The sequence below is a fragment of the Xanthobacter sp. genome, assembly GCF_041911315.1.
Taxonomy (GTDB): Bacteria; Pseudomonadota; Alphaproteobacteria; order Rhizobiales; family Xanthobacteraceae; genus Xanthobacter; species Xanthobacter aminoxidans.
The window spans coordinates 17,678-34,661 of record NZ_JAYRPE010000075.1 but is presented as its reverse complement, the minus strand read 5'-3'; the positions used below and the strand labels follow the sequence as shown (position 1 = coordinate 34,661).

At 68.5% G+C, this 16,984-nt stretch carries 17 protein-coding genes; 2 read left to right on the top strand and 15 right to left on the bottom strand.

The window, feature by feature from the left end; translation table 11 throughout:
* The 13 genes from ACE3QW_RS22045 to ACE3QW_RS21985 form a co-directional block, all read right to left on the bottom strand.
* The coding region (locus tag ACE3QW_RS22045; RefSeq protein ID WP_374254034.1) for an MFS transporter at positions 1–498 on the bottom strand (498 nt) is incomplete at its 3' end.
* Positions 495–689 (bottom strand): cbb3-type cytochrome oxidase assembly protein CcoS, encoded by a 195-nt coding sequence (gene ccoS / locus ACE3QW_RS22040; protein WP_374254032.1) that lies wholly within the window; start codon positions 687–689, stop codon positions 495–497. The genes ACE3QW_RS22045 and ccoS, both read right to left, overlap by 4 nt.
* Complete coding sequence (locus tag ACE3QW_RS22035; protein WP_374254030.1) at positions 686–2,914, bottom strand: heavy metal translocating P-type ATPase; 2,229 nt, start codon at positions 2,912–2,914, stop codon at positions 686–688. The genes ccoS and ACE3QW_RS22035 overlap by 4 nt, the downstream gene beginning before the upstream one ends.
* Before the next feature lie 217 nt (positions 2,915–3,131).
* Positions 3,132–3,650 carry a FixH family protein gene (locus tag ACE3QW_RS22030; protein ID WP_374254028.1) on the bottom strand — a complete coding sequence of 173 codons (519 nt, stop codon included), beginning with the start codon at positions 3,648–3,650 and terminating at the stop codon, positions 3,132–3,134.
* Positions 3,651–3,676: 26 nt separating this feature from the next.
* Positions 3,677–5,140 (bottom strand): cytochrome c oxidase accessory protein CcoG, encoded by a 1,464-nt coding sequence (gene ccoG / locus ACE3QW_RS22025; protein ID WP_374254035.1) that lies wholly within the window; start codon positions 5,138–5,140, stop codon positions 3,677–3,679.
* Positions 5,141–5,414: 274 nt separating this feature from the next.
* Entirely contained in the window at positions 5,415–6,296 is an 882-nt protein-coding gene (gene ccoP, locus ACE3QW_RS22020) for a cytochrome-c oxidase, cbb3-type subunit III (RefSeq protein ID WP_024277453.1), read from the bottom strand.
* Positions 6,297–6,300: 4 nt separating this feature from the next.
* Positions 6,301–6,462 carry a cbb3-type cytochrome c oxidase subunit 3 gene (locus ACE3QW_RS22015; protein WP_029557082.1) on the bottom strand — a complete coding sequence of 54 codons (162 nt, stop codon included), beginning with the start codon at positions 6,460–6,462 and terminating at the stop codon, positions 6,301–6,303.
* Between the two features lie 3 nt (positions 6,463–6,465).
* Complete coding sequence (gene ccoO / locus ACE3QW_RS22010) at positions 6,466–7,215, bottom strand: cytochrome-c oxidase, cbb3-type subunit II (protein ID WP_029557081.1); 750 nt, start codon at positions 7,213–7,215, stop codon at positions 6,466–6,468.
* A gap of 10 nt (positions 7,216–7,225) precedes the next feature.
* On the bottom strand, positions 7,226–8,890 hold the full coding sequence (gene ccoN / locus ACE3QW_RS22005) for a cytochrome-c oxidase, cbb3-type subunit I (protein ID WP_029557080.1): 1,665 nt from the start codon (positions 8,888–8,890) through the stop codon (positions 7,226–7,228).
* Positions 8,891–9,204: 314 nt separating this feature from the next.
* Positions 9,205–10,341: an ABC transporter permease gene (locus ACE3QW_RS22000; RefSeq protein ID WP_374254025.1), complete on the bottom strand. Its 1,137-nt coding sequence runs from the start codon at positions 10,339–10,341 to the stop codon at positions 9,205–9,207.
* Positions 10,338–11,315: an ABC transporter ATP-binding protein gene (locus ACE3QW_RS21995; RefSeq protein WP_374254023.1), complete on the bottom strand. Its 978-nt coding sequence runs from the start codon at positions 11,313–11,315 to the stop codon at positions 10,338–10,340. The genes ACE3QW_RS22000 and ACE3QW_RS21995 overlap by 4 nt, the downstream gene beginning before the upstream one ends.
* Positions 11,312–12,289 carry an HlyD family secretion protein gene (locus tag ACE3QW_RS21990; RefSeq protein WP_374254021.1) on the bottom strand — a complete coding sequence of 326 codons (978 nt, stop codon included), beginning with the start codon at positions 12,287–12,289 and terminating at the stop codon, positions 11,312–11,314. The genes ACE3QW_RS21995 and ACE3QW_RS21990 overlap by 4 nt, the downstream gene beginning before the upstream one ends.
* Entirely contained in the window at positions 12,286–12,957 is a 672-nt protein-coding gene (locus ACE3QW_RS21985; protein WP_374254019.1) for a TetR/AcrR family transcriptional regulator, read from the bottom strand. The genes ACE3QW_RS21990 and ACE3QW_RS21985 overlap by 4 nt, the downstream gene beginning before the upstream one ends.
* 232 nt (positions 12,958–13,189) lie before the next feature.
* Here ACE3QW_RS21985 and ACE3QW_RS21980 point away from each other — a divergent pair, with 232 nt between their 5' ends.
* Positions 13,190–13,858, top strand: a complete 669-nt coding sequence (locus ACE3QW_RS21980) for a transglutaminase-like cysteine peptidase (RefSeq protein ID WP_374254018.1) — start codon at positions 13,190–13,192, stop codon at positions 13,856–13,858.
* A 111-nt stretch (positions 13,859–13,969) separates the two neighbouring features.
* On the opposite strand, the gene ACE3QW_RS21975 is transcribed toward ACE3QW_RS21980, so the two are convergent.
* On the bottom strand, positions 13,970–14,500 hold the full coding sequence (locus ACE3QW_RS21975; RefSeq protein ID WP_374254016.1) for a gamma carbonic anhydrase family protein: 531 nt from the start codon (positions 14,498–14,500) through the stop codon (positions 13,970–13,972).
* A gap of 156 nt (positions 14,501–14,656) precedes the next feature.
* Between ACE3QW_RS21975 and ACE3QW_RS21970 the strand changes: the two genes are divergently transcribed.
* The gene (locus ACE3QW_RS21970) at positions 14,657–16,357 is read left to right on the top strand and encodes a tetratricopeptide repeat protein (protein ID WP_374254015.1); all 1,701 of its coding nucleotides are present in this window, start codon (positions 14,657–14,659) and stop codon (positions 16,355–16,357) included.
* A gap of 9 nt (positions 16,358–16,366) precedes the next feature.
* On the opposite strand, the gene ACE3QW_RS21965 is transcribed toward ACE3QW_RS21970, so the two are convergent.
* Positions 16,367–16,876: a low affinity iron permease family protein gene (locus ACE3QW_RS21965; RefSeq protein WP_051679011.1), complete on the bottom strand. Its 510-nt coding sequence runs from the start codon at positions 16,874–16,876 to the stop codon at positions 16,367–16,369.
* Positions 16,877–16,984 lie beyond the last annotated feature (108 nt).

Below are 16,984 nucleotides of genomic sequence, written 5' to 3'. Positions count from 1 at the left end.
GGCCAGCACCCCGGCCGTGGCGGCGGCGGGCCGGCCGCTCGCGGCCGCCGCCTCGTGCCGGTAGAAAAAGGAGAAGCCCTGCGCCATGCCGAGCCAGAGGGCACCGAGGCAGGCCCAGGCGAACTGGCGCTGGATCAGCGCCGCCACCAGCAGGGCGCCGCCGGCGATGCCCACCGAGGCGCCGAGGGCGAAGCCCGTGCGGCGGCCGAAGGCATCGCGCAGGAAGGAGGCGGGGAAGGAGGCGAGCGCCGCGCCGAGCAGCAGAGCGGCGAACGGCCAAGTGACGAGTTCCGGCCGGGGGGCCAGCTGCGCGCCGGCCAGCGGCAGCGCGGCGGAAGCCACGGTCTGCGCCAGCACGGCAAAGGCGAAGCCCACCGCGAGACCGAAGGTGGAGACGGCACGTGGACCGTTGTCATTGGCCGGGGCGTCGAGCTGCGGGTCGCAGACGCAGACCAGCATCCCCGCGCGGGGCTCGGGAGCGGGCGCGGCGCGCCTCACGAGGGGTGCCTTTCCGGCTCTGCGGCGGAGTGGGGCCGGGCGTTCTCCGGCAGGTCGTCGTCGGACAGCACGCGAACGGCCGCGCCGTCGAGGTCGTCATACTGCCCGCTCTTGAGACTCCACAGGAAGGCGAACAGGCCGCCGAGGCCGAGCAGCAGAGCGAGGGGCACGAGATAGACGAGGACGTTCACGCCGCCACCTCCGTGAGCGCACCGGCTTCGCCCGTCGCGCTGTCATCCCCCACCGCCTCTTCCTTGCGCCCGGGACGGGCCGCGCGCAAGGCGTTCACGGTCACAAGGATGGAAGAGCCGGACATGGCGAGCGCCGCCACCAGCGGCGTCACGAAGCCGGCGATGGCGAGCGGCACCGCGATGATGTTGTAGCCGACCGCAATGGCAAGGTTCTGCCGCATGAGCCGCGCCGCCGTGCGGGCACCGTCCACAGCGGCGAGCACGGGCCACAGTCGACGGCCGAGGAACACCGCGTCCGCATGGGCCTGGGTGACGGCCGCACCGGTCGCAGGCGACAGGGACACGGCCGCCGCCGCAAGGGCTGGCGCGTCGTTCAGGCCGTCGCCGACCATGAGCACGCGGCGGCCCTCGGCCTTGAGGGCATCCAGCGCGGCGATCTTGTCGGCGGGCTTGAGGCCGGCCTCGGCCTGCGCAATGCCGAGCGCCGCGGCGACCGGGGCCACGGCGGCGGGACGATCACCCGAGAGGATGCGCACGTCGAGCCCACGCGCCTTCAGCTCGGCGACCACCTCGCGCGCATCGGGCCGCAGCGCCTGGGCGACGCCCATGACGAGAACCTTCTCGCCATGGCGGAAGGCGATGAGGGAGGCATCGGCGGGCAGATCGGCGGGAGCCACGGCGTCGCAGAAGGAGAGGCTGCCGAGGCGGGCGCGGCGGCCATCGATGATCGCCTCGATGCCCTGCCCGCTCACCTCGGTGACATGCTCCAGCGCCGGCCCCTTCGCCCGGGCGGCGATGACGCCGGCGAGAGGATGACGGCTCGACAGGGCCAACCGGCCGGCCAGCGCCACCAGGTCCGGATCGGCGCCGCGCGGCAAGGCCAGCGCCGGCTCGGGCAGGGTCAGGGTGCCGGTCTTGTCGAACACCACCGTGTCCACGGCGGCGAGGCGCTCCAGCATGTCGCCGGCATTGATGAGCATCCCGGCGCGGAACAGCCTTCCCGTCGCCGTCACCTGCACCGCCGGCACGGCGAGCGCCAGCGCGCAGGGGCAGGTGATGATGAGCACGGCCACGGCGATCATCACCGCATCGTGCAGCCCTGCCCCGGCGATGAGCCAGCCGATGGCCGAGACGAGGGCGGTGAGATGCACCATCGGCGCATAGAGCCGCGCCACCCGGTCGGCGAGGCGCACATAGGCGCCCTTCTCGGCCAGAGCGCCGTCGAGCAGCCGCTGCACGTCGTCGACCAGCGTGTTCTCGCCGCCGGCGGTGACGGTGAGGTGCAGCGCGCCCTCGCCGTTCAGGCTGCCGGCATAGACGTGATCCCCCGCCTTGAGGGCCCGAGGCAGCGTCTCGCCGGTGACGAGGCTTTCGTCCACCGCCGAGAGGCCGGAGGCGACGACGCCATCCGCCGCCACCCGCTCGCCGGGATGGATGAGGATGGTGTCGCCCGGCTGGAGCGCCTGCACCGGCACCAGCACGGGCACGCCGTCGTCGCCGATGCGATGGGCCATCTCGCCCCGAAGCGCGGCGATATTGCCGGCCGTGGCTCGGGTGCGGCGGCGCGCCTCGTGGTCGAGGTAGCGGCCGGCGAGGAGGAAGAACAGCAGCATGATGGCGCTGTCGAAATAAGCGTGGGGCTGGCTCATGGCCGTTTCCAGCACGCTCATGCCCAGCGCCAGCGTGACGCCGATGGTGATCGGCACGTCCATGTTCAACCGGCCGGAGCGGATGGCCCTGACCGCGCTCTGGAAGAAGGGCTGGCCGGCATAGGCCGCCGCCGGCAGCGCGATGAGCGCGGAGATCCAGTGGAAGAAATCGCGCGTCTCGGGGGTGATGTCGGTGACGTTGCCCGACCACACCGAGACCGACAGCAGCATGATGTTCATGGCCGCGAAGCCGGCGACGCCGAGGCAGCGCAGCAGCCAGCGCGCGTGGCGCGCCTCGCTCTCCTCCGCCCGGCCGGCGAAGGGATGGGCGCGGTAGCCGAGCGCCTCCAGCTGCCCCACCACCCGGTCCGGCGAGGTGCCCTCCGACCAGGCGACGGTGAGGCGGTGGGTCGAGTAGTTGAGGCGGGCGCGCACCACGCCGGGCAGCGCCTTCACCCCGTTCTCGATCTCGCCGATGCAGGCGGCGCAATCGATGCCGTCGATGGCGAGGCTCATCTGCGCCAGACCGTCCTCGGACGTGCCGACGAAGATGGAATAGTCGATCGCCTCAGACATCTTCAGGTCCCCGGGGGCTGCAGGGAGGGGTGCGGGCTCAGCCCGCGACACGGATCAGCACCGTGCCATGAAATAAAAAGAGTACGACAGGCCGGCGGCGCGACGAGCCGCCCAGCCTCTCGTACCCAAGGCACGGACGGCACTGGACGGTAGCCGCCCGGCAGTCTCGATGCCGCCTCGGGAGGCCCGGAGGATGCCGGTTGCCCGTTTAAGCGGCTTACGGAAGCTGCACACGATTCTTGGACCGGAAGACCCGCTCGCCGCCTTGCGCAAAATCAATCACCAGATCCCACTGGCCGGCGCCGGCCTGGGTCCGGGCGCGGTAGCGGCCGTCGCCCAGCGGTTCGAGATCCAGCGCCACATCGCGGCGGGCGTCGGTGGGATGGGCAAGCTCGCCATCGGCGACGAGGTTGGTGAGCGGCTTTCCGCTGGCATCGCGCACCACGATGTTGACCTCGCGGGCGCCGCCGCCGGGCGAGCCGAGCGACACGTCCACCTTCCAGTGCATGGCCGCCTGCCGCTCAGCCGCCTGATGCTCGGCGGTGAAGGCAAGGCCTGCCTTGTAGGAGCTTTCGGTCTCCACCCCCGCGAAGGTGGTGACGGCGAAGCGCGCCATGATGATGTTGACGCCGATGACCACGCCGAAGAAGGCGAGGAGGATGGCGAGCACCGCGCGGCCGGTCAGTTCGCGCGGTGCCTTCGGGGGGGTGGCGGCCGGGGCAGAGGCTCGAGCCATGGTGTGTTTCCCTTCGTGCGGCCCGCTCAGGGGCCGATGAAATGGTCGGTGACGGAGGCCGACAGGCCGGAGGCCTTGTCGCGGATGCGGAACGTCACCGGCAGGGAAGCCGCGGGCGGAAGCTTGTCGCCGGTGGTGACGAGCACGCGCACTTCCCGCGTCTGGTCCGGGCCGATGGTGAGGCCGTCCGCATTGTCGCCGATCACTTCGAGGCTGGCGTCGGGAACGCCCTCGACGGAGAGGATGAAGGTCCGCTCCTCCAACTTCTTGTTGATGAGGCGGATGGTGTAGGCATTGCGGATCGCACCGCTGGAGAGCCGCACAAACAGCGGGTTGCGGTCGTGGATGGCGGCGACGCCTTCCGTCGAGCGCCCGATCAGCGCGGTGAGCATGAGGCCGGAAACGAGGGCGATCAGCACGCCGTAGAGGATGGTGCGCGGGCGCAGGATGCGCTGGACGAAGGGCTTGCCGGCGGCGCGCGCCTCAAGATTCGCCTCGCTCTCATAGGTGATGAGGTTCCCCGGACGGCCGATCTTGTGCATCACCGTGTTGCAGGCATCGATGCACAGGCCGCACTGGATGCAGGGCAGCTGGAGACCCTGGCGGATGTCGACGCCCGTGGGACACACCGCGACGCACTGGCCGCAATCCACGCAATCGCCCGCGGGCAGCCCCTTCTCGCGCAGCACAGCCGCCTTCTTCACCGAGCCGCGGGGTTCGCCGCGATCGTAGAGATAGGTGACGTTGAGCGCGTATTCGTCGGTCAGCGCGGCCTGGATGCGCGGCCAGGGGCACATATAGGTGCAGACCTGCTCGCGCATGTGGCCGGCGAGGGCATAGGTGGTGAAGGTCAGCACCCCGATGGACATGTAGGCCACGGCAGACGCCTGGAACGTGGCCAGCTCGACCACCAGAGTGGGCGCATCGGCGAAATAGAGCACCCAGGCGCCGCCGGTCCACCAGGCGATCAGAAGCCAGACGGAGTGCTTGAGCGTCTTGTGGGCGACCTTCTCCATGGTCCACGGCCCGGCATCGGAGATCATCCGCTCGCGGCGATCGCCCTCGATCAGGCGCTCCACGGCCATGAACAGATCGGTCCACACCGTCTGCGGGCAGAGATAGCCGCACCAGACGCGGCCGGCCACCGCGTTCATCAGAAACAGGATGAGCGCGGAGAGGATGAGCAGGCCGGCGACGTAATAGAATTCCTGGGGCCAGATCTCAAGGAAGAAGAAGTAGAAGCGGCGGGCCGGGAAATCGATGAGCACGGCCTGATTGGGCGCGTCCGGCCCGCGGTCCCAGCGCACGAACGGCAGCAGATAGTAGATGCCGAGTGTGATCCCGAGCAAAACCCACTTGATGGTGCGGAAGCGACCGTGGACGCTCTGGGGATAGATCTGGCGCCGGGCTTCGTAGAGCGGGATGTCGTCGTCGCCGCTCACGACCACGGGGGCCTTCTTGTCCTCGGACTTGGTGGACAGGGCAGTCATCATCTTCACCGCGGTTCGCCGGTCAAGACGGACCGGCCATACGTGTCGGGGCCGAGCCCCTCGGGCGCAGACGCGAAGACCCCCGTCTCCGTTCTGCTGCACTACATTCATATCTTAGAATGTAGATGTGATCCCCAAAGCAAAAGGTCGCGCCGACGTTTGGTCGCGCGACCTTTTGGCATCTGCGCCTCTCGGCCAATCCGGGCGGTGCGCGTGTCCGCCCGGAAGACTGGCCGGTGGGCGCGTCCGGGGCGGAAAGCCCCGGACTTCAGGCTCAGCGTCCGCCGCCCAGCGAGTGGACGTAGACGGTGAGCGCCTTGATCGTGGTCGGGTCGAGGCGCGCGTGCCAAGCCGGCATCACGTTGCCGCGTCCGTTGGTGACACCATACTCGATGGTGGCCTTGTCGGAGCCATAGAGCCAGATGCCGTCGGTGAGGTTCGGAGCGCCCATCTCCTGGTTGCCCTTGCCATCCTCGCCGTGGCACGCGGCGCAATTGCCCTCGAACACTTCCTTGCCCTTGGCGAAATCTGCGCCGGGCTTGGCGATGCCGGAGAGGGTCCGCACATAGTCCGCCACCGCCGAGATTTCCGGCTTCTGCAGGATGCCGTCCTTGCCGAAGGCCGGCATGCTGCCCTGGCGGGTGTCGGGATCGTTGGCGCGAATGCCGTGCTCGATGGTCGTCTGGATCTGCTCCAGCGAACCGCCCCACAGCCAGTCGTCGTCATTCAGGTTGGGGAAGCCGGTGGCGCCGCCGCCGCCCGCGCCGTGGCAGGGCGCGCAATTGTCGGCAAAGGCCACGCGGCCCTGGGCCCGGGCGAGGGAGAGCAGCGTCGGCGTCTGCTCGATCTGCTCGAGCGAGGCGTTGGCGAGCTTGGCTGCGCTCTCCGACCGGATGGCGTTGAGATCGGCGATCTGCATCGCCACCGCCGAGCGCGAATGCCAGCCCAGAAGGCCCGGCGTCGCGGAGGACACGAGCGGCCACGCCGGATACAGGATCCAGTAACCGATCGCCCAGACGATGCAGGCGTACCACACCCACAGCCACCAGCGCGGCAGCGGGTTGTTCAGTTCGGAGATGCCATCCCATTCATGACCGGTGGTCGAGACGCCGGTTGCCTGGTCGACCTTGCCGTGGGTGTCGTTGGTCGTGCTCACGGGATCAATCCTCTTTGAGCGGAATGTTGGCGGCGTCGTCGAATTCCTTCTTCCTCGCTTTAGAGGGCCAGAAGGCGTAAGCGACCACCAGCAGGAAGGCGACGACGAAGAGGATCAGGCCCCCCGTCTGGGCGAAGGCCGCGAGACCGAGATAGGTGTCGTGCATCGATCACCTCACATTCGCCTGGTTGTCGTAGAGCTTGAAGTCGACGAGCGTGCCCAGCATCTGCAGATAGGCGATGAGCGCGTCGGCCTCGGTGAGTTCGCCGGGATTGCCGTCGTAGTCGCGGCCCTGCGCCTTGGGATAGCGCTTCTGCAGGCCGTCGGAGTCGGCCGCGTCGGTGGTCGCCTGGGTCTTCAGGTCATCCTGCGCCTTGGCGATCATCTCGTCGGTGTAGGGCACGCCGAGGACCTGCTGGACCCGCATTTCCTCGCCGATGTGTTTGGCGTTGAGCTTGGTCTTCGCCAGCCAGGGGTAGCTCGGCATGATGGAGGCCGGCACCACGGAGCGCGGGTTGTTCAGGTGCTCCACCTGCCACAGGTCCGAATACTTGCCGCCGACGCGGGCAAGGTCGGGACCGGTGCGCTTGGAGCCCCACTGGAACGGGCGGTCGTACATGCTCTCGGCCGCCAGCGAGTAGTGGCCGTAGCGCTCCACCTCGTCGCGCAGCGGGCGGATCATCTGCGAGTGGCAGTTGTAGCAGCCCTCGCGGACGTAGATGTTGCGACCGGCCAGCTCGAGCGGGGTGTAGGGACGCATGCCCTCCACCTTCTCGATGGTGCTCTTCAGGTAGAAGAGCGGCGCGATCTCGACGAGGCCGCCGATGGAGATCATCACCAGGATGCCCAGCATCAGCCAGTAGGAGTGCTTCTCGAAGATCTGGTGCTTGGACCAGATGGAGGTGCCTTGGGTTGCCATGCTCGCCTCCTCACTCGGCCGCCTGCAGGGCGAGCTCGCGCTCGGCTGCGGTCTGGGGCGTGGTGATGGTCTTCCAGATGTTCCAGGCCATGATGAGAGCGCCCGTGAGGAAGAGGATGCCGCCCAGGGCACGGATCACGTAGAGCGGATGCATCGCCTCGACCGTCTCGATGAACGAGTATTCGAGGAAGCCGAGCTGCGTGTAGGCGCGCCACATGAGGCCCTGCAGGATGCCCGCGACCCACATCGAGGAGATGTAGAGCACGATGCCGAGGGTCGAGACCCAGAAGTGCCAGTTGATGGCCTTGACCGAATACATTTCGCGCTTGTTCCAGAGCCAGGGCACCAGGCAGTAGATGGCGCCGAAGGAGATGTAGGCCACCCAGCCCAGCGCGCCGGAGTGCACGTGGCCGATGGTCCATTCGGTGTAGTGGCTGAGCGAGTTCACCGCCTTCACCGACATCATCGGACCTTCGAAGGTCGACATGCCGTAGAAGGCGACGGCCACCACCATCATGCGGATGACGGGATCGGTGCGCAGCTTGTCCCAGGCGCCGGAGAGCGTCATGAGGCCGTTGATCATGCCGCCCCAGGAGGGCATCCACAGGATCACCGAGAAGGTCATGCCCAGCGTCTGCGCCCAGTCCGGCAGCGCCGTGTAGTGCAGGTGGTGCGGGCCGGCCCAGATGTAGATGAAGATCAGCGCCCAGAAGTGCACGATGGACAGGCGGTAGGAATAGACCGGCCGCTCGGCGCGCTTCGGGATGAAGTAGTACATCAGGGCGAGGAAGCCGGCGGTCAGGAAGAAGCCCACCGCGTTATGGCCGTACCACCACTGGAACATGGCGTCCTGCACGCCGGACCACAGGATGTAGGACTTCGGCGAGAAGACCGACACCGGGATGGTGGCGTTGTTGCCGAGATGCAGGACCGCGATGGTGATGATGAAGGCAAGGTAGAACCAGTTGGCCACATAGATATGCGGTTCGTTGCGCTTCAGCAGCGTCACCAGGAACACCAGCAGGTAGGTGACCCAGACCACGGTGAGCCACAGGTCGGAATACCACTCGGGCTCGGCGTATTCCTTGCCCTGGGTGATGCCGAGCAGGTAGCCCGTACCGGCAATGACGATGAAGAAGTTGTAGCCGAGGATCACGAACCAGGGGGCGAGGTCGCCGGCGAGGCGGGCGCGCGAGGTCCGCTGCACCACGTAGAAGGACGTGGCGAGGAGCACGTTGCCGCCGAAGGCGAAGATCACCGCCGAGGTGTGCAGCGGCCGCAACCGGCCGAATGAAATCCAGGGCAGATCGAAGTTGAACAGCGGGAAGGCCAGCTGCAGCGCGGCGATGACACCCACCAGAAATCCGGCGATGCCCCACACCACGGCGGCGATGGTGGCGAACTTCACCACGCCCATGTTGTAGTTGGGCTTGCCGTCGATGAACTGTGGCACCGGGCCGGCCGGGCGGTTCATGTAGCGGTTGCCGATGGCGAACACGGCCGCGATGCTCGCCGCGGCGAACAGGTAAGCGTGGAACGCGAATTCCGGCGTGTAGGCCTTCGCCGCCACGACGATCGAGAAAAGGGCGAAGAGGGAGAACACCCCGATGAGAGCGCCCTCACCCCACCTCAACGACTTCGCCGGGGGCTGGATTGGAGCTTGCAATGTTGTCATCTGTGGACCCTTCACGCCGGAGCGCAGAACTACACCCGGGGGACTAGGACGCAGAACAACGCCCTAGGACCGTTTTTCACCTTGACGCAGGTCAAAGGCTATGCCCGTCGAAATACGGATGTGCGCTGTGGCGGGCCGTCGCAAGTCGGCAAGCCTATTGCCGCAGTGCAGCGGACATCAGGTCGCATAGCCATCGTGCAAACGCTGGACGCGCGAGCCTGGAACGCCTCCAGGCTCCACCAGAAGGGCCACTATTTTCCACAGCCCGATTTCCGGCAAGCGCCAAAACTTCGCGGCCACATGCCGCACGGCTTTTAGTCCAGAGTTTGCCGGAATCTCGCCACGGCTATGGCCATCGCGACCAGCATCAGCACCACCAGCGCGCCCGCATCCGTGGTCAGGTCGGAGAAGCCGGACCCTTTCAGAAGGATGCCGCGCACCATCCTGAGATAGTGGGTCAGCGGCAGCCCCTCGCCGATCCATTGCGCCCAGAGTGGCATCCCCGAGAACGGAAACATGAAGCCCGACAGCAGGATGGAGGGCAGGAAGAACATGAACGACATCTGCACCGCCTGGAGCTGGTTCTGCGCCAGGGTGGAGAAGGTGTAGCCGATGGACAGGTTGACGACGATGAACAGCAGCGTCGCCACCGCCAGCAGGATCGCGCTGCCCTCCAGCGGCACGCCGAAGAGAATCATCCCCGCGCCCATGATGAGCAGCGCCTGCAGGATGCCCACCAGCACATAGGGCGTGATCTTGCCCAGCATGATCTCCACCGGGTGGATGGGCATGGAGAGCAGGCTCTCCATGGTCCCCCGCTCGATCTCGCGCGTCACCGACAGGGCGGTGAAGATCAGCATGGTCATGGTGAGGATGGTGCCGAGCAGGCCCGGCACGATGTTGAGCTGGCTGGTGCCGGCGGGGTTGTAGCGCCGGTGCTGCACAATCTCGAACGCGGCGCTGCCCGGCGCATCCACGAATCGCTCGCGCACGAGGGCCGAATTGACGACGCCGGCAAGCGCGGCCAGCGCGTTCGCCGAGCCCACCGGATCGGTGGCGTCCGCCGCCACGAGAAGCTGGGGCGTCTCCCCCCGCCGCAGCGACCGCTCGAACCCGGCCGGAATCTCCACGAAGAACAGCACGTCGCCCGAGCGGATCATGTGCTCGGCATCCTCCGCGCTCTTCACCTCGCGCACGAAGGCGAAGAAGGCGGTGTTGCGCAGGGCTGCGAGGATGGCGCGGCTCACCTCGTTGTTCTCGTGGGTGAAGACGGCGGTGGGCAGGTTGCGCGGCGTGGTGTTGATGGCATAGCCGAACAGGATCAGCTGCAGCAGCGGGATCATGATCATCGTCGCGAACGTCACCCGGTCGCGGCGGAGCTGGATGAACTCCTTCACGATCATGGCGCCGACGCGCGTCAGGAAGCCGCCCCGCGCGGCGCGGGCGCTCATCGCAGCTCGTCCTTGGAGCGGCGCATCAGGTCAATGAAGACGTCCTCCAGCGTCGGCGCATCGGCGCGGAACGCGAGGCGCTCGTCCGAGCGGAAGGGCGCGAGGGCCGCCTCCAGCGCCGCGCCGTCACGGCCGGAGATGTGCAGGGCCGTGCCGAAGGGCGCCACCATGTCCACCCCCGCGCGCTGGGACAGATCGCGGGCGAGGTCACGGGCGATGCGCCCGGCCTCCTGCCCAACCTCCCCCTTGACCTCCACCGTCACGGTGGTGAGGCCGGCGGCGGCGATGACCGATTGCACTGTGCCCTGGGCGAGGAGCTTGCCATAGGCGATGTACGCAATCTCGTGGCAGCGCTCCGCCTCATCCATGTAGTGGGTGGAGACGAGGACGGTCAGCCCCTCGGCGGCAAGGTCGTGGATCTGCTCCCAGAACTCGCGCCGCGCCTGGGGATCGACGCCGGCGGTGGGCTCGTCCAGCAGCAGCAGGTCCGGGCCGGGCAGGATGCAGGCGCCGAGCGCCAGCCGCTGCTTCCAGCCGCCGGAGAGCGCGCCGGCGAGCTGCTTGCCACGCCCCTCAAGCCCCAGCCGCTGCAAGGCCGCGCTCGCCGCCGCCTCCGGCTGCGGCACGCCATAGAGGCGGGCGACGAACTCCAGATTCTCCCGCACCGAGAGATCCTGATAGAGCGAGAAGCGCTGGGTCATGTAGCCCACGTGCTCGCGGATGGTGCGGGACTCGGTGAGGATGTCCATGCCGAGGCAGGTGCCCCGCCCCGCGTCCGGCGTCAGCAGCCCGCACAGCATGCGGATGGTGGTGGTCTTGCCGGAGCCGTTGGGGCCGAGGAAGCCGTAGATCTGCCCCCGCCGCACGCGCATGGTGAGATTGTCCACCACACGATGCCCGCCGAAGCTCTTGGAGAGGCCCTCCACCTCGATCACCACATCCGGATCGAGCACCGGCGCCGCCGCCGTGCTCACGGTGCGGCTCCGAGCGTCACGTTCACCGGCTGGCCGGGCTTCGCTTTGGCGGGATCGTCGGGCCGCGCTTCCACCATGTAGACGAGCTTGGAGCGCTCCTCCCGGCTGTAGATCACCGGCGGGGTATATTCAGCCTGCGCCGCGATGAAGGACACCTTTGCGGTGAACGGCGCGCAGCCGTCGCAGGTGACGGTGACCGGGGCACCGGCCTTGACCTTCGGCAATTGCGCCTCGGGCACGAAGAAGCGCACCTTCACCAGCCCCGGCGGCAGCACGGAGACGATGGGCCGGCCCTCCGGCACCATCTCGCCCGGCCGGTAATAGACGGTCTGGACGGGGCCGTCCGTCGGAGCCTTCACGCTGCGGCGGTCGAGCCGGATCTGGGCCGCCGCGAGGTTCGCCTTCGCCGTCTGGGTGGCCTGCTCGGCCGCCTCGATGTCCTGGGTGCGCGCGGCGATGCGGGCGGCCGCGATGCGGCGCTGCGCCTCGTCCAGGGCGGCCTGGTTCTGGTCATACAGGTGCTGGGCGGAATCGAGGTTCGCCTGGGAGGAGGCGCCCTTGGGCACCAGCGTCTTCTGGCGATCCAGATCGATGCGGGAGAGGTCGAGGGCCGCGGCGGCGCGCCGCTCGGACGCTTCCAGCACGGCCACCTCCTCGGGCCGCTGGAGCGGCGAGCGGGCATTGGCGAGGCGGGCCTCCGCCTCCTTGAGCTGGGCGGCGGCAGCGTCCCGGTCAGCGGTCTGGAGATCGTCCTCCACCTTCGCCAGCACCTGCCCGGCCTTCACCTGCGCCCCCTCCTCCACCAGGAGCGCGGTGACGCGCCCGGCCTCGGTGGGACCGATGAACACCTGATCCCCCTCCACATAGCCGGAGAAGCCGCCTGCCCCGTCGCCGTTGCAACCGGCGAGGCCGAGCGCGGCGGCGAGGGCGAGGGTACGTGCGAGCATGGCGCACAAAGCGGGAGCGCGTCTCACGTCTCTCTCCATCCAAGGCCACGCAGGATCATGTCGCGATGGGCGGCGAGGAACTGGCGCACATCGAGCGGGTCGAACGCGCCGAACATGCTGTTCCACACCACCGCGACGATGGCGGGGGCGATGACGAGCTGGGGGAAGCGGGCGGGAATGTCGCTGTCGATCTCACCACGGGCGATGCCCCGCGCGACGATGGCGCGAATGAGCGCGAGGCCGCGCACCACCACTTCCCGGTGATAATAGGCGGCCAGCTCCGGAAAGCGCGGCCCTTCGGCGATCATCAGGCGCACCAGCGCCTGCGCCGGCGTTTCCAGCACCCGCTGGGCGAGCAGCTCGATGAGCAGGTCCAGAAGCTCGCGGGTCGTCCCCGGAAACAGCGCCACCATGCCGCCGGCATCGGCGAGGACCGGCGTCAGGGTCTCCTGCACCAGCCCGCGGAACAGCGCCTCCTTGTCGGAGAAGTAGAGATAGAGCGTGCCCTTGGCGACGCCTGCCCGGCGCGCCACGTCGTCCAGCCGCGTGCCGGCAAAGCCGTGGGCGGCGAACTCCGCCAGCGCCGCATCGAGGATGGAGCGGCGCCGCTCGCCCTTGTCCATGACCGGCGCGCGCCGCCGCCGGGCCTGTGGCTCGGGCGGGCTCTCGCGTGGGTCCGAAGGGCTTCGCGCCATGGGCGCCTCGCTATGACTGACGCGTCAGTCACTAACATCGGTTGGGGGTCGCGCCAAGCGCAACAGTGTCGCGTCGCGCCGGCCGGGGTGGCGGCGGCGCAACAGCCCAAAAGGATCGCAGAATCGGGAGGTATTTTGAAACCGGGCCATTAAGGTTAACAGAAGGTTGACGGAGCCAAGCCCGGCAGCTTGAGGCATTATCTTTTTGTTAACTCCGCTCGGACCCCCGGCAATGTCGAAGCGCGTTTCGCTCCTCAGCCTTCCTCTGGCGCTGGCCGCATGGGTCGCGCTTCTGGGCGCAAGCGTCCCCGCCGCCGCGCAGGACGCCCGCGGGCAGCTCCGTCTCGCAAACCTCGCCGCCGCCTTCGCGCCGCGCCACCTCGCGGATGGGCGCTACACCTCCGCCCCGTCCGGCTATGTCCGTTTCTGCGCCGAGAACGGCACCGACTGCCGCGCCGCCGGTCCCCTCATGCCCGCGATCCGGCTCGATGCCGAGCACAAGGCCGAGCTTGAGCGCGTCAACCGCACCGTCAACGAGGTGGTCCAGCCCGAAACCGACCTCGACCATTACGGCGAGACCGAGCGCTGGGCCTATCCCGACGACGGCCGCGGTGATTGCGAGGACTATGTGCTCGAAAAGCGCCGCCGCCTCATCAACGCCGGCTGGCCGACTTCTGTTCTGCTCATCACGGTGGTGCGCGACCACGAGGGCGACGGCCATGCCGTGCTCACCGTCGTCACCGACAAGGGCGACCTCATCCTCGACAACCAGGAAGCCGAGATCCACACCTGGACCGACACGGGCTATCGCTTCGTCAAGCGCCAGTCGAAGGAAGATCCCTCCCAGTGGGTGTCCCTCGGCGAAACCCGGGTGCCGCCGGTGGTGGGCACCGGCCGCTGACAGATTGACCTTCAAAGGGTCGCCTCGCCGGCTTCTGCCTCAGCGAGACGAAAACGGGCCGGAACCGACGCCGCGGTTCCGGCCCGTTTTGCATTGAAATACGGCGGACCCTCAGTCGATGCGCTTGAGGCCGGCCGCATACTGGGGCCAGCGGTGCTGGTAGCCGGCCGCCGTCGCGATCAGCCGCTCGGCCGCAGCCTCATCCAGCGTGCGGGCGACCTTGGCCGGAGCGCCGACAATGAGCGAATAGGGCTCGAAGGTCTTGCCCTCGGTGACCAGCGCCATGGAGCCGACGAGGCAGTGATCGCCGATGACCGCGCCATTCAGCACGGTCGCGCCCATGCCCACCAGCGCCCCCTCCCCCACCGTGCAGCCATGCAGCGTCACATTGTGGCCTATGGTGACCTTGGGGCCGAGCGTCATGGGATAGCCGGGGTCGGTGTGGAGAACGCAGTTCTCCTGGATGTTCGTGCCCTCGCCGACGACGATGGGCTCATTGTCGCCGCGCAGCACCGCGCCGAACCAGATGCTCGCGCCCTCCTTCACGATCACCCGGCCGATGAGCACGGCGGTGGGGGCGATCCAGAAATTGCCGGAGGCGGGCAGCTCCGGGGCGATGCCGTCGAGGGCATAAAGCGGCATGGGGTTCCTCCAGAAGATCGGTCGGTGGCCGGCGTGGCGGCCGGGCGCGCCAGCCCCTGCCTATCGCCATCGGCGCCCGCATGCTAGAGGCGCCCAACGCCTCCCCTTCGCGCTGGCCGCGCCCAGCCGACTTGCAGAGCCCAGCCGACCGAGACCATGTCCCTGCCTCCTCCGCTCCCCCCGCCCCTCGCGAAGCTGCTCTATGACGGCTACCAGCTCCAGTTGCGCGAGCAGTATGAGGACGCGGCGCGGGCCTATCGCAAGATCCTGAAGTCCGTCCCGGATCATGCCGACGTCATCCAGCTGCTCGGCATCTGCCGCGCCCGGCAGGGCCGAGAGGCGGAGGCCATCGAGCTCTATCGCAAGGCGCTGGCGCGGCGGCCGGACGATCCCAAGCTCCATTATAATCTCGCCCTCGCTTACGGCGCGCTGAAGCGCACGGCCGAGGAAGTCGCCGCCATGGGCGAGGCCTTCGCACGCGACCCGACCCTGCCGCTCGCCGCCAACGTGCTGTTTCCCGCCCGCCGCGCCACCTGCGACTGGCGCGGCCACGCGCGGCTTCTGGAAAACCTGCGGCTCGGCGCCATCGGCCAGAGCGCGCCCTCCATTCCCTTCCTCACGCTCTATCTGGACGACCCCGCGATGCATCTCGCCGGGGCACGGCGCTGGGTGGAGGCGGAGAAGACGCCCGCGCGGCCGCTCGTTTTCGATCACTCCGCCCGGCGCGCCGCCACGGGCCCGATCCGCGTCGCCTACGTCTCGGCCGACTTCCGCATCCATCCCACCACCCACCTCATCGCCGGCCTGCTGGAGCGGCACGACCGCAGCCGGTTCGAGATCACCGCCATCTCCATCGGTCCGGACGACGGCTCGCCCGAGCGGGCGCGGGTGAAGGGGGCGGTGGACCGCTTCCTCGATGTGGAGAAGGCGAGCACCGAGGACATCGCCCGGCAGATGGCCGGGCTCGGCATCGACATCGCCGTCGACCTCATGGGCCACACCCAGGGCGAGCGCATGGCCCTGTTCGCCCATCGCCCGGCGCCGGTGCAGGTGGCCTTCCTGGGCTATCCCGGCACCAGCGGAGCCAGCTTCTTCGACTACGTGATCGCCGATCCGGTGGTGCTGCCCTTCGCGGATGCGCCCTTCTACAGCGAAAAGATCGTCCAGCTGCCGCACTGCTACCAGCCGAACGATCCCGACCTGCCTGTCGCCGAGCCGCCGGGACGCGCCGCCTGCGGGCTGCCCGAAGACGCCTTCGTGTTCGTCTCCTTCAATGCAGCCTGGAAGCTTGATCCGGAGGCCTTCTCCAGCTTCGCCCGCATCCTCGCCGCCGTGCCGGGATCGGTGCTCTGGCTGCTGGAGGGGCGGGCCGGCACAGACGACAATCTGCGCCGGGAAGCCGAGCGGCGCGGGCTCGACCCGTCGCGGCTCGTCTTCGCGCCGCGCGTGCCGCTGAAGGAGCATCTCGCCCGCATCGGCCATGCGGACCTCTTCCTCGACACCTTCCCCTACACCGCCCACACCACCGCCAGCGATGCGCTGCGGCGCGGGGTGCCCATCGTGACCCGCACCGGCCGCTCCTTCGCCTCGCGGGTGGCGGACTGCCTCATGCGTCAGGTGGGCCTGGGTGATCTCGCGACGACCACGCCTGCGGCGTTCGAGGCGCTCGCCATTTCGCTCGCCCGCGATCCCGCGGCGCTTGCCGAGGTGCGCGCCCGCCTCCAGGCGGGACTGCCCGCCTCGCCGCTGTTCGCCGTGGACCTTTATGCGCGCCACATCGAGAGCGCCTACGAGACCATGGCGGCGCGGATGCGCGCCGGAGCGCCGCCCGAGGCGTTTGCCGTCGCGGCGCTCTGAACAGAAAGCTCAGCCGGCGACCGGCGCGCCTTCGGCCTTCCCCTGGCCCGGATCGCACTCCGGCGCCTCGGAGAGGGGCACCCGGCCCCGGCTGTCTCCCTCCTCCCGCGCCTTGTCGGCGAGCAGCGCATATTCCAGCCGGAGGCGCTCCAGCACCTCCTCGTCCAGGTCTTCCAGGTCGAGCAGGCTCTCGCGCGGGCCATCGAGGCGGGCGATCAGCTCGTCCAGCTTGATCTGGAGCGCGGCCGTGTCGCGGTTCTGGCTGTTCTGGATCAGGAACACCATCAGGAAGGTGACGATGCTGGTGGAGGTGTTGATGACCAGTTGCCAGGTGTCGTTGAAGCCGAAGATCGGCCCGGTGAGCCCCCAGACCACCAGAACCAGCACCGCGATGATGAAGGTGACGGGCTTGCCCGCCCATCGCGACACGGCCTGCGACACGCGGGTGAAGAACGGGCGCGGGGCGCGGCCGGATTCGACCTTGCGCCGCAGTTCGCGGATGTCGTCCTGATTGCTCATGTGTGATGCCTCCGCGGGGCCGTACAAAGACGGGGCGCCGCGCACCGGATGCGCTCGTCATGGAAAGAACGCAGCGAGGGAACGAACGGCCGCGCCGGCGGTTCCGCT

Bases quoted from the DNA above. Each gene is read 5' to 3' on its own strand.
- ACE3QW_RS21980 (WP_374254018.1), top strand. From the start codon at position 13,190: ATGTCGAAGCGCGTTTCGCTCCTCAGCCTTCCTCTGGCGCTGGCCGCA.
- ACE3QW_RS21970 (WP_374254015.1), top strand. From the start codon at position 14,657: ATGTCCCTGCCTCCTCCGCTCCCCCCGCCCCTCGCGAAGCTGCTCTAT.
- ACE3QW_RS22030 (WP_374254028.1), bottom strand. From the start codon at position 3,650: ATGGCTCGAGCCTCTGCCCCGGCCGCCACCCCCCCGAAGGCACCGCGC.
- ACE3QW_RS21965 (WP_051679011.1), bottom strand. From the start codon at position 16,876: ATGAGCAATCAGGACGACATCCGCGAACTGCGGCGCAAGGTCGAATCC.
- ACE3QW_RS21985 (WP_374254019.1), bottom strand. From the start codon at position 12,957: ATGGCGCGAAGCCCTTCGGACCCACGCGAGAGCCCGCCCGAGCCACAG.
- ccoG (WP_374254035.1), bottom strand. From the start codon at position 5,140: ATGACTGCCCTGTCCACCAAGTCCGAGGACAAGAAGGCCCCCGTGGTC.
- ACE3QW_RS22000 (WP_374254025.1), bottom strand. From the start codon at position 10,341: ATGAGCGCCCGCGCCGCGCGGGGCGGCTTCCTGACGCGCGTCGGCGCC.
- ccoN (WP_029557080.1), bottom strand. From the start codon at position 8,890: ATGACAACATTGCAAGCTCCAATCCAGCCCCCGGCGAAGTCGTTGAGG.
- ACE3QW_RS22015 (WP_029557082.1), bottom strand. From the start codon at position 6,462: ATGCACGACACCTATCTCGGTCTCGCGGCCTTCGCCCAGACGGGGGGC.
- ACE3QW_RS22035 (WP_374254030.1), bottom strand. From the start codon at position 2,914: ATGTCTGAGGCGATCGACTATTCCATCTTCGTCGGCACGTCCGAGGAC.
- ACE3QW_RS21975 (WP_374254016.1), bottom strand. From the start codon at position 14,500: ATGCCGCTTTATGCCCTCGACGGCATCGCCCCGGAGCTGCCCGCCTCC.
- ccoO (WP_029557081.1), bottom strand. From the start codon at position 7,215: ATGGCAACCCAAGGCACCTCCATCTGGTCCAAGCACCAGATCTTCGAG.